17 protein-coding genes and 1 pseudogene are annotated in these 16,465 nt (G+C 53.0%); 15 read left to right on the top strand and 3 right to left on the bottom strand.

The annotated features are described in order from the left end of the window. The first annotated feature begins 84 nt into the window (after positions 1–84). From DW089_RS01890 to DW089_RS01850, 9 genes are all read left to right on the top strand, one after another. Positions 85–324 (top strand): YdbC family protein, encoded by a 240-nt coding sequence (locus DW089_RS01890; protein WP_105325672.1) that lies wholly within the window; start codon positions 85–87, stop codon positions 322–324. A gap of 61 nt (positions 325–385) precedes the next feature. Beyond that, entirely contained in the window at positions 386–1,993 is a 1,608-nt protein-coding gene (locus DW089_RS01885) for a DUF4153 domain-containing protein (protein ID WP_158572301.1), read from the top strand. A 448-nt stretch (positions 1,994–2,441) separates the two neighbouring features. Beyond that, positions 2,442–3,344 (top strand): LysR family transcriptional regulator, encoded by a 903-nt coding sequence (locus DW089_RS01880; RefSeq protein ID WP_105325670.1) that lies wholly within the window; start codon positions 2,442–2,444, stop codon positions 3,342–3,344. Between the two features lie 113 nt (positions 3,345–3,457). Next, on the top strand, positions 3,458–5,047 hold the full coding sequence (nikA, locus tag DW089_RS01875; protein WP_118286697.1) for a nickel ABC transporter substrate-binding protein: 1,590 nt from the start codon (positions 3,458–3,460) through the stop codon (positions 5,045–5,047). Between the two features lie 66 nt (positions 5,048–5,113). After that, entirely contained in the window at positions 5,114–6,052 is a 939-nt protein-coding gene (opp1B, locus tag DW089_RS01870) for a nickel/cobalt ABC transporter permease (RefSeq protein WP_105325669.1), read from the top strand. Positions 6,053–6,054: 2 nt separating this feature from the next. Continuing rightward, positions 6,055–6,879, top strand: coding sequence for a nickel/cobalt ABC transporter permease (gene opp1C / locus DW089_RS01865; protein ID WP_105325668.1), 825 nt, complete (start codon positions 6,055–6,057; stop codon positions 6,877–6,879). Continuing rightward, complete coding sequence (locus DW089_RS01860) at positions 6,876–7,715, top strand: ABC transporter ATP-binding protein (protein ID WP_105325667.1); 840 nt, start codon at positions 6,876–6,878, stop codon at positions 7,713–7,715. The genes opp1C and DW089_RS01860 overlap by 4 nt, the downstream gene beginning before the upstream one ends. Then, a complete protein-coding gene (locus DW089_RS01855; RefSeq protein ID WP_105325666.1) occupies positions 7,708–8,511 on the top strand; it encodes an ABC transporter ATP-binding protein in 804 nt (267 codons plus the stop codon). Before DW089_RS01860 ends, DW089_RS01855 begins: the two co-directional genes overlap by 8 nt. Next, entirely contained in the window at positions 8,508–9,437 is a 930-nt protein-coding gene (locus tag DW089_RS01850; protein WP_105325665.1) for a M14 family metallopeptidase, read from the top strand. The genes DW089_RS01855 and DW089_RS01850 overlap by 4 nt, the downstream gene beginning before the upstream one ends. 93 nt (positions 9,438–9,530) lie before the next feature. Here the strand turns inward: DW089_RS01850 and DW089_RS01845 are convergent, their stop codons facing one another. Continuing rightward, positions 9,531–10,481, bottom strand: a complete 951-nt coding sequence (locus DW089_RS01845; RefSeq protein WP_105325664.1) for a LysR family transcriptional regulator — start codon at positions 10,479–10,481, stop codon at positions 9,531–9,533. 150 nt (positions 10,482–10,631) lie between these two features. Between DW089_RS01845 and DW089_RS01840 the strand changes: the two genes are divergently transcribed. The 3 genes and pseudogenes from DW089_RS01840 to DW089_RS01830 all read left to right on the top strand — a co-directional run bounded on the left by DW089_RS01840 (position 10,632) and on the right by DW089_RS01830 (position 13,589). Continuing rightward, positions 10,632–11,813, top strand: coding sequence for a pyridoxal phosphate-dependent aminotransferase (locus tag DW089_RS01840; protein WP_105325663.1), 1,182 nt, complete (start codon positions 10,632–10,634; stop codon positions 11,811–11,813). A gap of 12 nt (positions 11,814–11,825) precedes the next feature. Beyond that, on the top strand, positions 11,826–12,752 hold the full coding sequence (locus DW089_RS01835; protein WP_105325662.1) for a fumarylacetoacetate hydrolase family protein: 927 nt from the start codon (positions 11,826–11,828) through the stop codon (positions 12,750–12,752). Between the two features lie 43 nt (positions 12,753–12,795). After that, positions 12,796–13,589 (top strand): annotated as a pseudogene (locus DW089_RS01830) (SDR family oxidoreductase). A 107-nt stretch (positions 13,590–13,696) separates the two neighbouring features. Here DW089_RS01830 and DW089_RS01825 read toward each other — a convergent pair. Both DW089_RS01825 and DW089_RS01820 read right to left on the bottom strand, forming a co-directional pair. Further along, positions 13,697–14,656, bottom strand: a complete 960-nt coding sequence (locus DW089_RS01825) for an L-lactate dehydrogenase (RefSeq protein WP_105325660.1) — start codon at positions 14,654–14,656, stop codon at positions 13,697–13,699. Positions 14,657–14,884: 228 nt separating this feature from the next. After that, positions 14,885–15,439 (bottom strand): NAD(P)H-dependent oxidoreductase, encoded by a 555-nt coding sequence (locus DW089_RS01820; protein WP_105325659.1) that lies wholly within the window; start codon positions 15,437–15,439, stop codon positions 14,885–14,887. Between the two features lie 118 nt (positions 15,440–15,557). Here DW089_RS01820 and DW089_RS01815 point away from each other — a divergent pair, with 118 nt between their 5' ends. The 3 genes from DW089_RS01815 (at position 15,558) to DW089_RS11700 (ending at position 16,454) form a co-directional block, all read left to right on the top strand. Further along, positions 15,558–15,971 carry a peptide deformylase gene (locus tag DW089_RS01815; protein WP_105325658.1) on the top strand — a complete coding sequence of 138 codons (414 nt, stop codon included), beginning with the start codon at positions 15,558–15,560 and terminating at the stop codon, positions 15,969–15,971. Between the two features lie 74 nt (positions 15,972–16,045). Continuing rightward, complete coding sequence (locus DW089_RS01810; protein WP_105325657.1) at positions 16,046–16,240, top strand: hypothetical protein; 195 nt, start codon at positions 16,046–16,048, stop codon at positions 16,238–16,240. An 82-nt stretch (positions 16,241–16,322) separates the two neighbouring features. After that, on the top strand, positions 16,323–16,454 hold the full coding sequence (locus DW089_RS11700; RefSeq protein ID WP_255419926.1) for a hypothetical protein: 132 nt from the start codon (positions 16,323–16,325) through the stop codon (positions 16,452–16,454). Positions 16,455–16,465: the final 11 nt, after the last annotated feature.

The raw sequence follows: 16,465 nt of genomic DNA, 5'->3' as shown, positions 1-16,465 counted from the left end.
AAAGGGGTAGGCAAAAAAATAAAATCCGTTATAATAAAATCATCAAGCGGATGGCCAAAGGCTCATCTTGTAAGGAGGATTACAATGGCTGAATTCAGTTACGAAGTAGAAGAAGAACTAGGAATCTTGTCGGAAAATACCAAAACTGGTAATACCAAGGAATTGAACCGGATTTCTTACAACAATACTCCCGCCAAGTTTGATCTGCGGGAATGGGCCCCCAGACGGGAAAAAATGTACAGGGGGATTACCCTGAACGAAGCAGAAGCCCGGGAACTGGGCAGATTGCTGTACAACTACTTCAAAAACCATCCAGGGAAATAACCGCTTCTCCGCTTCCATGGTATAATGAACAGGTAAGTTCATAGCATGGGAGATGATGCAAATGCTGCAGCGCATACGAGAATTTGCTGCTGCGCTTTTCCAGCGCAGCAGACGGTTTAAACTGGCCGTGTTTGGCAGCCTGTATATTTTCGCCGCCAGCCTGGTGGAAACCAAGCTGAACCTGCCTCCTGGCGGGGAGGGGGACATTTGGCAGCGGGGCATCCTGGTGATGCTTTGTGTGACTGCCCTGTCCATTCCCTGGCGGCTGTACAATGAACGGGCGGACAAAGTAGGTCCCCGGCGGGATGCCCTGGGTTTCCTGATCTTTATTATTGGCTGGCGGCTTTTGGAAGGACTGCCGCTGACTCCGTACTGCTTTATGGCGGCGGGAGGCATTCTGGCAGCTTCAGCTACCGCCACCCTGTATTACTGTGATGTCCCAGAGGGCAGGGACCGGGTTTTTCCCTGGCTGTTCCTGTCCCTGGTGAAAAGCTTGGGCATAGGGCTGCTGATTCTGGTCCTGCTGTCCATCTGCTACCTGGGCTTCCAGTTTCTGGTCATGCCCGTAGGCATCCAATGGCTGGGCTGTATCTTCGTCTTTGCCTTTGGAGTAGTGGGCTTTCTCACCTTTCTTTCCTACATTCCCCTTCCGGAAGAAGAAATTCCGGAAGTGCCGGGGTTTACCACCCTGTGGCGGCGGGTCCTGCTCCCCTTTTTTGGACTTTTGCTGCTGATCCTGTATCTGTATATGGGAAAGATTGCCTGGGTAAGAGCCATGCCTGTGGGCACCATGAACTGGTTTGCTTCCGCTGCCACGGCGGTATACGCCCTGCTGTACTTCAGCTTTGGAGATTTGTCCCAGCGCTGGTTTCGCAAGGTATTCCTCTTGGGCGGGCTGCTGCTGATTCCTGTACTGCTGGTGCAGGGCATCGGGGTGCAGATGCGCTGGAGCGCCTACGGGGCCACGTCCCTGCGGTATTTGTCCCTGGTATGCAGTGCCTACGGGGTCTGCATCCTGGCAGCGGGGCTGGTGGGAATGAAACCCCGGAAACTCTTTGGCCTGGGCGCTGTGCTGGCCCTGCTGGTTACAGTGACCCCGCTGAATGCCATTGATTTCCCGGCCCAGCTCCAGTATAGTCAGCTGCGGGAAAACCTGCTGCAGGGCCAAATGCTGGTGGACGGCCAGCTCCAGGCCAATCCGGCTATTTCCGTCCAGCGGGCCGACCGGATTTACAGCGCTTGGGAATATCTGAAAGGAAATCCCGGCAGCTGGCGGTATCCGCTGGTAAAAGAAGTAGAAGCCTCCGGCCTGTTGGCTTCCCTGCCCAATAACCGGCAGCAAACGCATCTGCGTTATGCCTATAATGCAGGCAGCTTTCCGGTAAAGGATTACAGCCGGGTATATATTCTGGATCCGGCCAAAATCCAAGACGGGAAATTGACCTATACCCAGGAAAATGGTCAGCTGGCAACCTATGACGTGACAGCTTTTGTAGATAGACTCTACCAGCTGTATCCCAATGGGGGAGAGATCCCGCTGAAGGATATGACCTGGATGATTGACGAACATCATATGTTTTACTTTACCTTTGTGGGCGGTCAGGAGAAATCCTTTACCGGCACCAAGCCGGGAGTAATCGCCGTACGAGGTCTAGTTTTAGAAAGATAGCTACACCTTGGCAATTTCGGAAAACGGAACTTCCAGCAGGAAGCCCCGGATTCCGTTTGCAAGTCCCACGCAGCAAGTGTTATAGCCTGCAGTTCATGCCCCTGTTGCTTTGAGTCTCCTTTATTATTTCATCTAGTCGATTTATAACGCCGGGCCCCATTAGGTCGAAATGGACCGGCACCTCAAAAGACAAAGGCTGGGCTGCGCTTACATTCCAATTAGAAATAGGGACCCTATGGGCTGCCTGTCCGAAAGGATAAGGCAGCCCATTTTAGGTGCCGAAAGTATCAAGCCTGATTGCGGGGGAGAACCTGCGGTCAGGCTTTTTTGGGCTGTTTTGCTTGCGGCCATTCCTATAACGTTTAGGCAACTTGCAATTATCTATAGGAAACGGTATAGTAAAACGGATTAGCACAAACAAACTCCCGGAATACAAGGAGCGTGACCTATGGACATCAAACAACTGGAGATTTTTGTCACTGCCTGTGAGCGAGGCAGTTTATCCCAGGCTGCGGCCTGTATGTATACGACCCAGCCCAATGTAAGCAAGACCATACGTACTTTGGAGCATGAGCTGGGGAGAAACCTGCTGATTCGCAGCGGCAAAGGGGTGCAGCCTACGGTGTATGGCAAGACCGTGCTGGAATATGCCCGGCTGATTTTGAAAACCACGGCTACCATTGCTTCCCTGGCCATTCCTGATGAGCAGGAAAGCCTCAGGGTATCCACCTATCCCAGCAATATGGTGGCCCGGCTTTTGGTGGATTTCTACAAAACCTGGGGGGCGGACATTCATATTGAACACCACGAAGGAACGGTGGAAGAAATTACGGAGCAGGTACAGCAGGGGATTTCCGAAGTGGGGATTGTCTATGTGGCCCAAAAGCAGGCAGCGGCCTTCCAGCATATTTTGTCCCACAAGAAGCTGGAATTTATCCCGCTGAGCGTAAAAAGCATCTGCGTCTATGTGGGGCCCAAGCATCCCTTGTACCAGGAAAACAGTGTGGATTTTGCGGACCTGCACAAGCTGAAGTTTATGCGGGGCGTGCGGGACTTTTTCTCCATGGAGCACCATTTGGAGCATGTGAGCATGGGGGTCATTGACCCTAAATTGCTGCAGAACGTGGTTTATACCAATAGTGACCATTTGCTGATTGATATGCTGCTGCACACCGATGTTTGCAGTCTGGGGCTTAATTTTATGCACGAGCCCTATGAGCAGTATGCCATCAAGCCCCTTGCCATCGAGAACTGTGAGCCTTTTCTTCAGCTGGGGTATGTGCAGGACCCTGAGCGGCCCTTGTCTCCCCAAGCCCAGTGGCTGATCCAGGAATTGGCAAAGATTTTATAGGGTATAACGATTCGTTATAGATTTCTATAAAAAATTCGGGCCTAGTAAGTTTCGACTAACCAGTGTATTCTGACAAAGTATGATATGTACGCAACATTTGTCAGGAGGTCCTTATGAAAAAACAAATTTTGGTGGCGCTGCTGGGCGGCGTCCTGCTGCTGACCGCATTTACGGGTTGTGGTGCCGATGGCGGGGCAGGCAAAACGGCAGGCGGAAAGAAAGATGAATTGGTGTACGTCAATTACCGGGATATCCGGAACCTGAATCCCCATTTGTACGCTGGGGAGATGTACGCCCAGTCCATGCTGTACGATACCCTGGTGACCAATACGGAAAAGGGGTATGTGGGCTGTCTGGCGGAAAGCTGGACTATCAGTCCGGACGGGCGGACCTACACCTTTAAGATTCGTCCGGGGGTTACCTTCTCCGATGGAACGCCCTGTGATGCCAACGCCATTTTGGCCAACTTTAATGCTATTTTGGAAAACCGGGAACGGCATACCTGGCTGGAAATGATGAATTTGCTCACCAGTGTTTCTGCTCCGGACAAGGATACCTTTGTTATTGAAATGAGCGAGCCCTATTATCCCATGCTGACGGAATTGGCCTGCATCCGGCCCTTTGCCATGATTTCCCCCAAAAGCATGAAAAACGGCAGCACCAAGGATGGGGTAACCAGTTATATTGGGACGGGGCCCTATGTACTGAAAGACTTTGTCACTGACGAATACGCTGTATTTGAACGGAACGAAAAATACTGGGGTAAGAAGCCGGCCCTGAAGAAAATTACTGTAAAGGTCATTCCGGATAACCAAACCCGGATCATGGCGCTGGAAAATGGGGAAATTGACCTGATTTTTGGCAAGAATATGTTGGATGCAGATGCCATCAGCCAGTATGTGAAAAGCGATAAATTTACCACCCAGCTGTCCAATCCCACCTCTACCCGGCACATTGTCTTCAATACCACCCATGAAATCTTAGGGGAAAGTGCGGTTCGGAAAGCCCTTCAGCACGCCACCAACCGGAAGGCCATTTCAGAGGGTATTTTTTACGGACTGGAACCGGCGGCGGATACCTTGTATTCCCCTACCGTTCCTTACTGCAATGTGGGGCTGGAGCCCTATGCCTATAATACCGCAGCGGCGGGCCAGCTGCTGGACCAGGCTGGCTGGGTTATGGCCAGCGATGGGCTGCGGGCCAAGGACGGCCAGAAACTGGAACTGGATCTGCTCTACAACAGTGACAGTGTAACGGAGAAAACCATTGCCGAGTATCTCCAAAGTGAGTATCGGAAACTGGGCATTGCTCTTAATATCCATGGGGAGGAAGAACAGTCCTACCGGGATAATATGAAGGCCGGGAATTTCGATATGGTCTTTAATATCTGCTGGGGCATGCCCTATGATCCCCAGTCTTCTCTGGCGGCCATGCGGGCTCCGGTGTACGGGGACTTTGCAACCCAGCAGGGGCTGGCAGATAAGGCAGAGATTGACCAGGCCATTACGGATATTCTCACGTCCACCGATGAAGCCAAGCGGCAGGAATTGTACAAGTTTGTGCTGACCCGGCTGCACGAGGACGCGGTCTACCTGCCGCTGACCTATGAAACCAACAAGGCACTCTATACGTCCAAATTGAAGGGTGTCCACTTTGGCATCGACCAATACGACGTAGATTTTGCCAGTATGTATTTTGAGTAATCCAGGGGGCCGCTTCGCAAGGAGCGGCTTTCTTGCTGTAAGGAGAGAAAGAGAAGTGAAAATACCATGAAACGTTACGTAATCCACAGGCTGCTGATGGCCATTCCGCTGCTTTTGGCCATTTCTTTTGTCTGTTTCGTATTTATCAACCTGATCCCCTCCAATCCGGCGGAGGTGGTGCTGCGCATCCAGCAGACCCCCATCATTACCCCTGAGGCCATTGCCAAGGCAGAAGCCGAACTGGGCCTGAACAAACCCTTTTTGGTGCGTTATACCGACTGGGTACTGGGCTGCCTGCAAGGGGACTTTGGCGTCAGCTATGTAAACCCGGCCCGGACGGTGGCTGGGGAACTGGCCCGCTGCCTGCCGGCCACCCTCCAATTGGCGGCGGCGTCTTTTGTGATTGTACTGGTGCTGAGCATTCCCATTGGGTTCCTGTGTGCGGTGTACAAGGATGGCTGGTTCGACCGGGGCATGCGGGCCCTGGTCTTTATCTCCACTGCCATGCCCGCCTATTGGGTGGGGCTGCTGCTGATGTGGGGCGTCAGCGTCAAGCTGCGGCTGCTGCCTACTAATGGGAATGGTACCTGGCAGCATTTGGTTCTGCCGGCCTTTACGGTAGCCCTGAGCTATATTTCCACCTACATCCGGCTGATTCGCAACAATATGCTGGAAAATATGAAGCGGGACTACGTACTCTATGCCCAGGTTCGGGGATTGCCCCAGCGGGCCATTTTGGTGAAGCATATCCTGAAAAATTCCATGCATACCTGCATTGTGGCCATGGGAATGAGCATTCCCCAGATGATTGCCGGAACCATTGTGGTGGAAAATGTGTTTTCCTGGCCGGGGCTGGGTACGTTGTGCATCAGCTCCATCTTTAACCGGGATTTGCCGGTAATTCAAACCTATGTGCTGTTTATTGGAATTTTATTTGTGGTCTTTAATCTGGTATTCGACGTGCTGCAAACGGTATCGGATCCCAGACTCAGAAGGGAGGTCTAACCATGGGAAAACGGTTTTGGAACAATCGGGCAGCGGTGCTGACCGTGGCTTTTGTACTGCTTATTGCCCTGATTGGCTTATTGGCTCCGGTTTTGGCGCCCCATGACCCCTATGTCACCAATATCCTACAAAAGTTTCGGCCCTATAGCCTGACCTATCCGCTGGGTACCGATCATTTGGGCCGCTGCGTCCTCTCCCGGCTGATTTACGGCATTCGGCCCACCCTGGGCCTGGCCCTTTTGACCATGCTGGGAACCATCAGCTTGGGAGCTGTGCTGGGCATTATGGCCGGTTATTTCCGGGGTGTGGTGGAAGAGGTCATTATGCGGGTGGTGGACGTGATGCTGTCCTTTCCCAGCCAGATTATGGTTTTTGCAGTGGTCGGGCTTTTGGGTATTAACGTCCAGAATGTGATTATTGCCAATATCTTCATCAAATGGGCCTGGTATGCCCGGATGATCCGCACTGGGGTTATGCAGTATCGGGATATGAATTTTGTGCAGTTTTCCCGCTGTGTGGGTATGCCGGAGCGTTTTATCCTTTTCCGCCACCTGCTGCCCTCCATTACTTCCGACCTGGCGGTGCTGGCTTCCTTGGACGTGGGCTGGGCGATTATCAATATTTCCACCCTGTCCTTTTTAGGGCTGGGAGTGCAGGCACCGGTTCCTGAATGGGGTGCCATGCTCAATGAGGCCAAAGATGTATTGACTCGGAATCCCATCCAGATGCTGGCGCCGGGCGTTGCCCTGGTTTCCTTGGTATGCTGTTTCAATCTCATGGGAGATGCCCTGCGGGATGTGCTGGATCCAAAGGAGGTGGAATCATGAAACCCCTATTTCAGGTGGAAAACCTGGAGGTGCAGCTAAAAGGCCGGAAGGGGCTGCTGGTTCCCTTGGTAAGAAACGTTTCCTTTTCTGTGGCGCCTGGGGAATGCCTGGGCATTCTGGGGGAATCCGGCAGCGGCAAGTCCCTGACCCTGAAAGCTGCCATGGGCCTTTTGGACAGCAGCTTTCAGGTAACGGGCAGCGTCCAGTTTCAGGGGCAAGAGCTGCTTACCAAGTCCAGTGAAGAGCTGCGCCGTCTGCGGGGCGGCAAGGTGGGGATTATTTTGCAAAACCCCATGACCTGTTTTGACCCGCTGTACAGGATTGGCAGCCAGCTGGCTGAAACCTTTGCGGCCCACGGAAACTGGAGAAAGGGAGAGATTCGGGAGCGCTCCCTGACAGTATTGGAAAAAATGCGCATCCACCAGCCGGAAGAAGTGCTGGAAAAATATCTCCACCAACTGTCCGGAGGAATGCTGCAGCGGATTATGATCGGCATTGCAGCGGCCCTGGAGCCGGCGCTTCTGATTGCCGACGAGCCCACTACCGCCATTGATGCCATAACCCAGGTGGAAATTTTGGCTGAGCTGCTGAAAATCAAGGAGGAGAAGGGAACGGCCCTGGTCTTTGTTTCCCATGACCTGAACGCCATTTCCCGGGTAGCAGACCGGCTGGTGGTGCTCAGCCAGGGCCAGGTGGTGGACCGGGGCAGTTTCTATCAGATTCTTCACCACGCCAAAGATCCCTACACGCGGCTTTTGGTGGGAAAAAGGGCAGAGGTTATGGAACGGTACCAAAGGGTGCTGCAGGGTAAAGGAAAGGAGCAGGGATATGCTTGAGCTAAAAAATATATCCGTAAGTTTTCGCCGGGAACGGCAAAATACGCTGTTTGGGCATAGCCGGCAGCAGGTGTTGTTTGATGTGTCCCTAAAGGTGCAGAAAGGAACCTGCCTGGGGATTTTGGGCGAATCCGGAAGCGGGAAATCCACCCTGGGACGGGTGCTCTGCGGCCTTTTGCAGCCGGATCAGGGAAAAGTACTGTGGGACGATTTGTCGGTCTACGAATCCCGGGCAGGGAGGAAAAATTTGCAGAATAAGCTGAGCATAGTGTTCCAGGATTATACCACCTCGGCCAATCCGCGCTTTCGGGTAAAAGATATTATCGGGGAAGGTTTGAGGGTCCGGGAGCGCCGGGAAGGCCATAAGGTCGCGCGGGAGGAGGAAACGGCCAAGCTGCTGGAGCTGGCCGGGCTGCCCGCCGCCCTGGCGGACCGGTTCCCCCATGAGCTTTCTGGGGGACAGCTGCAGCGAGTGTGCATTGCCCGGGCTGTGGCCTGCCAGCCGGAAGTGATTCTCTTTGATGAGGCCATTTCTTCCCTGGATGCCCATACCCAGGTGCAGATAATGGACCTGCTGCAGAAATTGAAACGGAAACTGGGCCTGACCTATGTGTTTATTACCCATGATTTGACGTCCGTTACCTATCTGTGCGATGAGGTCCTCTTTCTGTACCGGGGCCGGGTAACGGAATATCTGTCGGTGGAACAACTGGGCAGTACCCGGGACCCCTATGCTAGGAAGTTGCTGGAAGCCATTATTCCGTTGGAAGACCGGGCTGCGGAGGAGGCCGTATGATTTTTTGCGGAACCCAACTTTTGCCCGGAGAGCAGAAACCAGCGGCGGTTCCGGTACCGGGAGCTGCGCCGTTAACCGCTTTTTGCTTTTGTGGGAAAAAGCCAGGAAAAACCCTTGTGGTAACAGCCGGAGTTCACGGCTGCGAGTATGTGGGCATCCAGGCCCTGCGCAGGCTGGCCCAGGAGCTGGACCCGGAAACCCTGTCCGGCAGTGTTGTTTTGCTGCCGCTGGCGAATCCCAGTGCCTTTTATGCAGGCAGCAAGCAGGTGGTGCCGGAGGACGGCCTCAACCTGAACAGGGCCTTTCCGGGAAATCCGGAGGGCTCCCTTTCAGCCCGGCTGGCCTGGGCCCTGGAGGCCGCTTTGTATCCGGCAGCCGACTTCCTTTTGGATTTGCACGGAGGAGACTGGAACGAAGCACTGGAACCCCTGGTGTTTGTTCCGGCCGGAGGAACGCCAGCTGTAAATCAGGCGGCAGAAAAAGCCGCCCAGGTGTTGGCGGTCCCGTACCAAGTACCCTCCCAGGCCCGGAATGGGCTGTACAGCTGGGCCGTGCAGCAAAATATCCCTTCCCTGCTTTTGGAACGGGGCGGCAGGGGAGCCTGGTCGGAAGGGGAGGTGCAGGACGCCTGCCGGGACGTACGGGCACTGCTGCAGCACCTGGCTATTTTACCTGGCAGGGTACAGCCCCAGATTCAGCGAAAATTGTGCAGGGCCTCCTATGTGGAAGCAGAGGCTCCAGGCTTTTGGCAGCCGGTAAAAAGCCCGGGCGCAACCATCTCCCAGGGAGAACTGTTGGGAAAGCTGGAAACCCTGACCGGCAGCCTCCTCCAGGAAGTGCGGGCCCAGTATGACGGGGTGATTTTGTACCAAACTGTTGCCTTAGGCGTACGCAAAGGAGAGTCCCTGCTTGCCTACGGCCAATAACGCAAACCGCAGCTATTTTGTGCTTCAGAAACCAAAAAGACTTGCCGGCCCCCAAAGCGGGGCGGCAAGTCTTTTCTCATTTTGCAGACAGTTTTATTTGCCCAGAAGGTTCCGGCTCCAAACGTAATCGATAAGTTTTCGGCCAAGGGTACTGGTGCCTTGGGACAGGTAGGACAGATAGATGGTCCTAAGGGCAGCCGGGTCCTCCAGCTGGTAGAATACCACGGAGTCCGTGGGTGTTACGTATTCCGGGATGGTGGAGCGGAGGAAGGTAATGCCCTGGCCTTCGCAGACCAGGTAGTAGGCAGTCATCATCTGGGCCAGGTACATGGATACCTTTGGGTTAAAACCGGCGTTCCGGCACAGGGTCACGCTGCGGGTATGGATGTCATGGCCGGATTTCAGCATCAGAAAGCTTTCGTTCTGAAAAGCCCGGAGGGGGACCGGAGGCCTTTTTACCTGGGGCTTTTCCCGCTGGAGAAAGTCCGTAAAGGAATAGGCGTAAGGCCGCAGCTCCTGGTTCAGGGGATTCTGGGCAGGGACTGCCAGGACGATTTCTTCCGTGGCCCAGGATTGGGTGGTGATTTGGGGATCGGCCGGATCCTCTGCCTCCAGGAAAAAGTCCAGTTTCCCGTCTAACAGCCGTTTGGCCAGGTTGGCAGTGGTTCCTTCTGTAAAGGACAGCACTGCCTGGGGATATTGGGCCTGAAATTCGGCCAGCAGGCTGGGGAGCACATAGGTACAGAAAAACATGGAGCTGCCAATGTGCAGCCGCAGGTTCTGCCCCTCCCGCAGCTCCTTGAAATGCTGGGCCATTTCTTTTTCAAGGGCCATAATTTGTTCGATATGACGGATATAATACCGGCCTTCTTCCGTCAGGGAAATGGGATTGGTACTCCGGTTGAAGATGGGAAAGCCAATTTCCTGCTCCACCTTTTTGACGGTGGCGCTAAGCCAGGGCTGGGAAACAAATAGTTTCTTGGCGGCATTGGAAAAACTTTTTTCCTGGTACACGGCGTGTACATATTCTTTATAATCGGCCATTTTTGTCCCCCTTATACAAATTTACCTATAGGCTGATATACATTTACGTATTTCACAAAACCCTGTCATCAATTTTATAATCATACCATCAAACCAAAACCGGCGCAATTGTGAGCTGTCCGAATCTGGTGTTTGAGTGGAGGAATCAAGATGACTGTGAAGATTGCAGAACGTATGAACCGGATGGCTCCTTCCGGAATTCGTAAGGTAAATGAAAAAGCCCTGGCCATGGAACGGGCTGGGGAACGGGTGCTCCATTTTGAATTGGGCCGCCCGGATTTTGATACGCCGGAATATATCAAAAAGGCTGCCTGGGAAGCCCTGGAAGCCGGCAAAGTCCACTATACGTCCAACTTTGGACTGATGGAACTGCGGGAAGCCATTGCAGCCAAGCTGCTTCGGGAAAACCAGGTGAGCTATAAACCCACCGAAGTGCTGGTGACGGTAGGCCTGTCCGAGGCCGTAATGGCCGTGCTGGCCACCCTGCTGAATCCGGGAGATGAAATTTTGGTGCCGGATCCGGTTTGGTTAAATTACATCAACGTACCCAATCTTTTGGGCGCAAAACCGGTAACCTATAGTCTGAAGGAAGAAAATGGCTATCAGCTGGACATTGAGGAAATCCATTCCAAAGTGACGGCAAAGACCAAAGCCATTGTCATTGTTACTCCCAACAATCCTACGGGCGGCGTGCTGACCCGGGATGTGCTGCAGCAGCTGGCGGACATTGCCATCCAAAATGATCTGATGGTAGTAGCCGATGAAGTGTACGAACGGCTGCTCTACGATGACGCCGAACATGTGAGCATTGCTTCCCTGCCGGGCATGAAGGAACACACCTTTACCCTGAACGGCATGTCCAAGGCCTATGCCATGGACGGCTGGCGGCTGGGCTACGTGGCCGCCCCGGAAGAATATATTCTTGCCATGAACAAATTCCATCAACATAATACAACCTGTGCCCCCAACTTCGTTCAGGTGGCCGGCGCCGCCGCCCTGAATCAGGAAGGAGACGAAGTAGAAGAAATGGTGAAAGAGTACAAGCGCCGCCGGGATTATGCGGTGAAAGCCATCAATGCCATTCCCGGAATTAGCTGCCAATGCCCTAAAGGCGCTTTCTACATCTTTATCAACTGCAAGTCTCTGGGCATGAAATCCGCAGAGCTTTCTGCCTATCTGCTGGAAAATGCCAAGATCGCCCTGGTTCCCGGTGACGTGTTCGGCCCCGGCGGGGAAGGGTACCTGCGGCTGTCCTTTGCCGCCAGTTATGATTCCATTGTGGAGGGCTGCCAGAAGCTCAAAGAAGCTGTGGCTGCTCTGCAGAAAAACTAAGGAGGAATTTCCATGCGTTTTGCAACTGTGAAAGTAAAAGGCCAGGAAGTGGCCGGGATTGTAACCAAGACAGGCGTTCTGCCCGTTGCTAAATTGAATGCAGCCAAGGGGACTGCCTGGAAGGAAGATCTGATGGGTCTGATTCAGGCCGGTCAGATTCCCGGCTTGACCAAATGGTATAATGCCGGCGGTGCTGCCGAACTGGAAACCATTCCTGGGGTCATTCCCCAAGACCAGGTGGTGTACGGCCCTCTGTACCGGAATCCCAAACGGATTTTCGGCATTGGCCTGAACTATCGGGATCACGCTGGTGATATTGGCAGTGCGCCTCCTACCGGTTTCCCTGGCAGCTTCTTCAAACAGGCAGATACCCTGGTGGGACCTGCCGATGAGATTAAGCTTCCCAAACTGAAGGAAGCCCAAAAGACCACGGCAGAAGCCGAACTGGGCATTATCCTGGGTAAGGACTGCCGGGATGTGGAAAAGGCCGATTGGCAGGACGCTATTGTGGGCTACACCACCATTTTGGACATGACGGAAGAATCCATTTTGAAGGGCAATGATTTCCTGGCAGGCAACCCCCGTTACCTGACCATCGTGAAAAACTTCCCTACGTTCTTCTCCTTTGGGCCTGAACTGGTTACGCCGGACGAAGTACCCGATGTGCTGAAGCTGGAAATCCAAAGCGTCCATAATGGCGAAATCCACGCCAAGAACACAGTGGACCATATGATGCATCAGCCGGATGAACTGATTTCCCTGCACAGCAAGATTCAGGGCTGGTATGCTGGGGACGTGCTGTCCACCGGTACCCCCAGAGCTTTCCACATTGTGGATGGGGATCAGGCAGAATGCCGGATTTACGGACCCAAGGGCTTTGCAATGAGAGCCCTGGTGAACCCTGTTGTGGACTTGAAAATCCATCCGGAAAAAGAATAACGGAAACGAATAAACGAACTGTTGAATTAATAGGAGGATAACTATGGATTTAGGATTAAAAGGAAAAGTTGTTTTGTGTATGGCTTCTGCTGCCGGCCTGGGCAAGGGTATTGCTACGGAAATGGCCCGGGAAGGCGCCAAGGTGATGATCTGCACCGCAGAACCCTTTAAGGAACAGCTGTACGCTGCCCAGGATGAAATTGAAAAGGAAACCGGCAACCGTCCGGAAGCCTACCTGTGCGATGTAAATAAAGCTGAAGATATCGACAAACTGGTAGCACACACCATCGCCACCCTGGGTGACATCTGGGCTTTGGTGAATATGTGCCCCGGCCCCAAACCCGGCCCCTTCGTGAACTTCTCTGACGAAGACTGGGAAAAGGCTTTTGGCATGTGCCTGCTGTCATATGTGCGCACTATCCGTGCGGTACTGCCTTCTATGAAAAAACTGGGCGGCGGCCGCATTGTCAACAGCACATCTTCTTCCGTCAAGGACTGCCTGGATAACCTGATTCTGTCCAATACCATGCGTATGGGCGTGGTGGGCATGAGCAAGACCCTGGCCCGGGAAGTAGGTCCCGACAATATCCTGGTCAACGTCATCGGACCGGGCCGGATTGGTACCGACCGGATTCTGAAACTCAATGCAATGAGAGCCGAAAAGGCAGGGTATCCGTGGAAGATTACGAAAAAATCGACCTGAAGAGCTTCCCTCTGGGCCGCTATGGCCATTTGGACGAATACGGCCGGCTGGCTGCCTTCCTGTGCAGCGAAGCCAACAGCTACGTATCCGGCCAGACCATTCTGCTGGATGGCGCCATGACCAAAGCTTATTAAGAGCCAACCGCTAAACTGCAAAAGGACCGTACCGTTTGGTGCGGTCCTTTTTAACGCAAACAAGCCCCTGGAGGCATTAGGCTCCAGGGGCTTGTTTGTTGCTGTATTTAGTGCAGTTCGTCCAAAATGGCGTTGCCTTTGGCAATATTTTGCCGGATGGTAGCTACGCATTTCTTGAAGGTCTGCATTTCTGCTTCGGGCAGCTGGAATTCCAGCACCTTTTCTACGCCGTTCTTTCCGATTACTGCGGGCACACCGGTGAAGATATCCCGTTCACCGTATTCCCCGTCCAGTTCTACGGAGCAGGGGAGAATCCGCTTGTCATCGTGGAAAATGGTGCGTACCAGGGTGGCCGCTGCAGAAGCGATGCCATATTCGGTGCACCACTTGCCGGACATGGTAATCCAGCCGCCTTGAATGGCATCGTGCTGGATTTTCTCATGGTCAAAGGCAAACTTTTCGGTGGCGGCAATTTGATCTACGCTTTGGCCGAAGAAGGTAACCTGGGACCAGGGCGTGAACTGGGCATTGCCGTGTTCGCCCATCATGAAGCCAAAGAAGCCTCTGCTGTCCCAACCGGTGATTTCGGACAGCTGATGAACCAGGCGGGAGGTATCCAGCATGGTGCCGGTGCCCAGGACTCTGCCCTTGGGCAGGCCGGATTTCCGGGCAATCAGCCGGGTGATTACATCGCAGGGATTGGTGATATTGACAAAGATCCCATCAAAGCCGGCAGCCATGACTTTGGGTACATAGTCAGCCACTTGACGGACACTGTTGGAGAGTTCATCGTCCCGGTTGAAGGAACGGCAGATGGTAATATCGCCTACGGCATTGACAATCACGTCGCAGTCTTTCAGGCCGGCATAATCCACTACCCGGTAGGTAGTGTGGTTGGGCATGAACATCATGGCGTCCATCAGGTCGTTGGCTTCAGCGCCTACTTTCTTTTCTTCTACATCACACAGCAGAACTTCGTCGGCTACACCCATCATGCCCAGACAGAATGCTACATGGGCACCTACATGGCCCACCCCAACTACACCTACAACACGTTTCTTTATCATAGTATTGCCTCCCTTAAGCAAAAGAATACTGTTTTATGTAACGTATAATTTAAAATGTAACATGATTCCAGCACTGTGTAAAGCAGGAATCTGCTTTTTCCCGGAAATTTCAAACATTTGTCCGAAATTGTGGGCAATTCGTTAGAGCTGGAACATTTTGGGTATTGGCAGCCGGTAAGAAACTGGAAAAAAAGACGCCCGCAAAGGGGCGTCAAAGAGAAAATTCCTTCAGCATTTTTCCAGGGCGGCAATTAACTTCTGGGCACTGGCCTGGCAGTCCTTGAGAATCCGTTCCTTGTCGGCTTCAGCACTGACCCCAGGAACGTACATACAGCCGTAGGTCACAAAGGGAGCGTGAGCCTTCATGCCGGTAAAGAGCGCCAACTGATCAAAATTATACAGATATTCTTCTACCGGCCGGTTTTGGACGCCTCCGGGGCGGTAGGTATCCTTGGCGCCGCCGGTGGTAAAGGACAGGAAGAAATCCTTTCCCTTTAGGGCCGTTCCCGTGCTGCCGTAGGCAAACCCGTGAGCCAATACTTCCTCCACCCACTTTTTCAAAAGGGCAGGGTAGGAGTACCAATAAAAGGGAAACTGGAAGACCAGTACGTCTGCGGCCTTGACCTTTTCCTGTTCGGCGGCAATGTCCCACTGGCCGCCCGTTTCTGCCAGATTTTCTACGGTAAGGTCCAGACCGGCCTTTTCTACTTCTGCCAAAATGGCGGCATTGGCCAGGGATTGTTCCGGATGGGGATGACCTGCAATGCATAAAATATGTGCCATGATTTGCAAACCTTCTTTCTTAGCTTATAATAGAGGAAACTTGCCAGGTTTATCTTGATAGTATTATTATATCATGATAAATGGCAAAAATACCGCATTTCTGCGTAAGGAGTAAATTATGGTACGAGAAATTATCCGGGATATTATTTTTTTGCAGCAAAAGGCCGTTCCGGCCGTCAAGGAAGACGCAGCTGTAGCCCAGGACCTGAAGGATACCCTGGAAGCCCATCTGGACCACTGTGTAGGCCTCGCAGCCAACATGATTGGCGTAAATAAGGCCATTATTGTTTTTCGGGAGGGGAACCATACGGTGGTCATGTACAATCCGGAAATTGTGAAGCATTCCCCCAAGGCCTACGACACAGAAGAGGGCTGCCTTTCCCTGTCCGGGGTCCGGCCCTGCAAGCGGTACGAAACCCTGGAAGTGACCTATCGGGATGCTCAGTTCAAAAAGAAGAAAAAGACCTTTCAGGGGTTCACGGCGGAAATTATCCAGCATGAACTGGACCATCTCCAGGGTATCCTGATCTAGCCCCAAGAAATGCCTTGACAACGGGAAGAAATACGCTTAGTGTATACTTCTGAACAATTGGAGGAGGGACTTTCATGAGCATACCCCAAATTATTGGCGTAATAGAACTGATTATCTGCATTTGGTACCTGCTGGCCCAAAAGCGTCCAGATACTTTCGCATTCTTTTTGCCGCCGCCCCGGGAAGAAAAGCTGACCCAGGTGTGCATCATTGCCCTGGTAGTGGTGTTTGGCATTGGCATGGGCCTGGAAAAACTGGGCGTGTACTGATTTTCAGCAGGATTTCCCCTGTCAGACGGCGAAAAGTAACCTTAGAGATATGGTCTGGTTTTGCCGTGAGGGAGATGGTCCTATGAAGGTAGAAAATTTGGCCAAGCTGGCCCTGGGCTTTGGCTGCCTGGCCCTTTTGAACCGGCAGCTGGTTTTAGGCGTCGGTATGATTGCCCTGAGCTGCACCCTGATGCGGCTGGCCCATCGGCAGTAGAGAATGACACA

This window comes from Acidaminococcus sp. AM05-11, assembly GCF_003472805.1.
Taxonomy (GTDB): Bacteria; Bacillota; Negativicutes; order Acidaminococcales; family Acidaminococcaceae; genus Acidaminococcus; species Acidaminococcus hominis.
This window is presented reverse-complemented; position numbering and strand designations above follow the sequence as displayed.